This window comes from Acinetobacter sp. YH12128 (assembly GCF_013418655.1).
In the GTDB taxonomy this organism is placed as follows: domain Bacteria; phylum Pseudomonadota; class Gammaproteobacteria; order Pseudomonadales; family Moraxellaceae; genus Acinetobacter; species Acinetobacter amyesii.
Genome location: NZ_VPBO01000053.1, coordinates 1 through 4403, shown reverse-complemented (window position 1 = coordinate 4403; position 4403 = coordinate 1). Strand labels below are relative to the sequence as shown.

2 protein-coding genes are annotated in these 4403 nt (G+C 36.8%); one reads left to right on the top strand and one right to left on the bottom strand.

Going from position 1 to position 4403, the window contains the following annotated elements; all coding sequences use genetic code 11:
- Positions 1-160: 160 nt before the first annotated feature.
- Entirely contained in the window at positions 161-1183 is a 1023-nt protein-coding gene (locus FTU64_RS16140; protein WP_247166083.1) for a hypothetical protein, read from the bottom strand.
- 2194 nt (positions 1184-3377) lie between these two features.
- On the opposite strand from FTU64_RS16140, the gene FTU64_RS16135 reads away from it, so the two are divergent.
- Complete coding sequence (locus tag FTU64_RS16135) at positions 3378-4331, top strand: replication initiation protein (RefSeq protein ID WP_179991697.1); 954 nt, start codon at positions 3378-3380, stop codon at positions 4329-4331.
- The last annotated feature ends 72 nt before the right edge of the window (positions 4332-4403 follow it).

The window sequence follows — 4403 nt, the reverse complement described above, 5'->3', positions numbered from 1 at the left end:
AAATAATCATCACTAGGTACAATATCGACATAGTGAAATGCTGTTAGCATCAACCAAAAGCCTAGGAAAAAAAATATAAACTTAGACTTAAATAAATGAGGGAGTTTTTTAAATATTTCAGCAGTTTTTAAGGTTGCAATATTCATATTAAGTCCTGTTATTAAACCAAATATTTGTTAAATAGTTCGGTGTAAGTGTCTTGATTTACATCGTCTTTATTCAAATTGATTTGAACACTCTCATAAATCCTTCTTAAGAAAACATACTGAATAAAATCATCTGCATAATTCTTAATTCGGGGCAGGTAATTCAGCTCTAAAGGAATGTAGTAGTCCATTTTTCTAAAGTTTTTCCCTGTTTTTTTGAAGTGATAACTGACCGCATCAACAAACAATCGTCCGATCTGGTGCCGATTCCCTTTGAAGACTCCGTAAAATTTCAGATCATCATAAAATGACTGCAACTTAGACATGCCAACGCTTTTGTCATTATTTGAAATAAGTGTATTTATAATTTCAACATAGCTTTTTTTAATCAGCTGCACGCTAGGCTCATCAAATCGCCAAGTCCATGTATAGTTTTTTGCACTTTTCTCCGTATCAGGATAATTCTTTGATTTCTTTTTTGAGTGTGAAAGGCGCACCAGTTCAACATTTTTCCCATTTCCAAACGCAACTTTTAAAAAGGGCTTTTGTAAAACAAATTTGAATTTTTCATGGTCATTAAAATATGTCTGAATCAATGAAATTTGTTCTTGTTCTTCTTCTCGATTCCACGTTGTTTCAACTTCTGATATTCGCTGTTTGACTATTTTCTTTAATTGCCCCTCGCTTTTAAGAGTGTTGTATTCATTGCTTTTTGGAGTTGTCACAAACAGCCAAAATTCCCATATATCTTGGTCATAACGCTTTTGAATAATTAAATCCGCAATAGGCTCATTTTTTTTATTTAAACGATAAGTCCTTTGTCGTGGGCTTAAATCTAAAGAATATTTTTGGCTGAGTTTTTTTATGAGTTTTTGGATTTTATCTGCAAACATCGTGTTATCAGATTCAATAGTAAAGTGACTATAGAAATACGCACCGTTTGCAACTTTATCTACAATTTTTTGCGCTGTATAACGACTGTTCGGGCTGTAATGAATCATTTTATTGTTACCAAGCAATATTTGTTCAATTGTCATCAAACAATATTCTAAAAAGTCCTATGTAATCAAGCAATATTTATTATAACTAAAAGCTATATTTTATAATGCTTTCAACGATTTTGATTTTTTACCAATGCCAAAGGCATTGGTCGGACTTAATTGACACAATTTGTCATCGTGCAATCAAGTGGTTCCTAGGTGACGGAATTTACATCTGTTTTTGCTTGGTTTATAGTCGCAATATTCATTGACTTAAAGCAGTCTGACCAACTGCCTGACCATTTTCGTTTTAGCGATTTTGAGCAGGCAACAGCCTGCTTAAAGCCATGTTTTTTTAGATAGCGCACAATTCAGAACTAGCCATTTTGAGTTGACCGATTGAGCGTACTACTGGAGAAATCCCGTTCGGTACGATCTGATGGGCGCTAGGGAGTTGTAATACTCCTTTTCGATCCAATCCGTTGTAAACGGGGTTGGGCGACAAGGACACGGGAGCCTATAAACAATCGAATGATTGTGAAGTGGTCGTGAGGTTAGATATAGCCTGACTAGATACAATTTTTTTTGTATTGAAACCCTGTTTTAACGATTACCGTGAGACCCTGACAGGATGTTAAGGGTCACTAATAACGGCAATGTGTTGCGGCAAATGCACTCTAAGAGGGAAGCGCAGCTCATTGGCACAACTGATGGCGTTTGAGGTAACAGCAATGTTACAGGCTAGCTGAGGAGAAATCTGGAAGCAGCGGCACCACTGAGTGAGATCATCTCAAGCAAAGTGGGTCAACGGATAGCTTAAACAGTATACATCCGGAAGCATAAACCGGAGACACGTGTAGATTAAGAGCCATACGCTCAGATTTTGTCTCAAAGTCATATCCACCAAATCTAAGGAACCGCGTGGTGGGGAAAATGGAAGCACTGACAGACAAAAGAGCATTGGCGTTCAATTGCTAAGATCGTTAGAAATAACTTGGGAATCTCCATGCTTAGACATTGAGTTGTCACGGCAAGGCATGGAGAGGGAGAGAGGATGAGTAGGTCGTATAAGTTATGAAAATAACGAAGTCGATGCTGTATTAAACATTGCGAACTCACCAGTGGCGTGGCTGCTAAGGGTGGTAAAGGGAGTAGTGTTGTCGAAAATCCGAGTCGGTTTTATGTTGTTATCTAAAAAAGCGAAACATAGCTAAAAATGGTTTGGTCGCCATTGTTTGTTCTGATAGGTCGGGATTGGTCTCCCGATCTAAGTCAGGACTAAGCAAACGTTAATGAAAGAAAAGAAAATACGGCAGCATAGTCTTGTGTACTGCATGATTTTTTTCATAGTTTCAATTCTAACTAATTGAATATTTAACTAATTTAGAAAAATTAGCGGGAGTCCTCGTTAAGATGAGTTTTTTCCATTCTTTAGTATAAAGAACGACGTATTGTGATAATGACTTGGGTATTTGCCTACCCATGTTCTACTCGACAAACAACGTGAACTCTACGAAAGTGAGATATGACTCCCTCGGTTGCGGCAAAACAACTAAACGAGGTGAGTTCCTAAATCTCTCTATTTTGCTTTCTAAGGCACTTTAATTTACTTCATGTAGGTAATATCAAAAAAACACCTAAAGTAGCTAAAAACCCTTATTTTTTGCATTTAAACGGTATATTTAACGAGTGTCTACGAGTGACACAAAGAAAAGTTGAGCCTCGACCCTCTGAAAAACTGCTTTAAAAAAATAAAAAAGACAAAAGGAATTAAATCAAATGCTGGTATTTGCACCTAGACCGAGCGAAGCGAGCAAAAAAGCTCTATGAGCGAAGCGAATTCATAGCCGCTTTTGCTTTTTTGAATCCTCGAAAGCAGTCACCAAAAAACAGCCCCCAAGACCGAGTGAAACGAGGTCAAAATGCCACGAGCGAAGCGAGTGCCATAGGGCTGTTTTTCACTCCCCTGCTCCTTTTTATTCTTTTAAGAAGCTTTTAAATACTTTTAGCCCCCCCTCAAAGCCACGTGTAACATGGCTTTCAAACTTTAAAAAAGTACAAACGCCAAGTATTAAAGTACAAACGCCAAGTTAAACACTGTTTAAAAAGTACAAACGCCAAGTTTAAAAAGTACAAACGCCAAGTATTAAAGTACAAACCTATGTATGTACTTTAATTTGTAAAAAAGTATTGACTCAAACAATGTACTTAGTATAAAAACAAACCGATTTATTATTTTTGAGCTGTTTATATGGCTGTAGATCTAAAGAAACATTATCCGAAAGATTGGGTTGTCTTACAAAACCGAGTTGCTGAATGCTTTCGTGGAATGAGCCTTGATGAAAAACGTCTTTTTATCATGTCTACGCCGCTTGCTAGAACAACACAAATATCAAGTAATGAACCTATTTTTATCTCATCTCATGAATTTTCACGTGAGTGTAATGTCGATCTTTCAACCGCATACACAGCACTAGAAACAGCGTCAGAGCGTCTTTTTACCCGATTTTTCGGATATACAGCACAAAATGGGGATCGGGTGAAAATAAGATGGTTGAACAAGGTTGTTTATAAAGTAGGGCAAGGGGGTTCAGAACTCTACTTTACTGATGAAGTCCTTCTTCTTCTTAGGGAGTTTGATGCTTTAAATCCTTATACAAAATATAAAAAAGAGGTTGTATTACGGCTCCGGAAAGACTACTCACTAGACATCTATCACTTAGCTAAGAAACATCAGGTGATGGGCGGTTTTCAAATCAGCCTTAATGATCTTTTTGAACAGCTTGGCTTACCTGAGTCGTATCAAGATTTAAGTAATTTAAAAAAAAGGGTAATTAAACCCTCATTAGATGAAATTAATCAAAATACGGATATTAACCTCAGCTATGAGAATATAAAGCAGGGGCGTTCTGTAGTCGGCTTTAAGTTCACTGTAAAAGAGAAACCAAAACCTAAAACTCTAACGACACAAGCTCGGGACCCGAACACAATAGATATGTTCTGCGATTTAACAGATGCTCAAATCAGCAAATATAGTGCTATTTTAAGTCGTGTAAGTGACATATCTGACCTTTCTACATTCCCGACATACGATGCTTTTACTCTGTTTATTGCCGGTATTTTGAGAGACCCAAAATCAGTACGTGAAGAAACTGCAAAACGGATATTTACAGCATTGCGTAAACATACTGATTTCAAAGGGTAATACCTATTTTCTTTCAAAAAAATAGGTGATCAAAGCAAGTATTCCCAAGGCTTTTGAGATTATTAAATAATC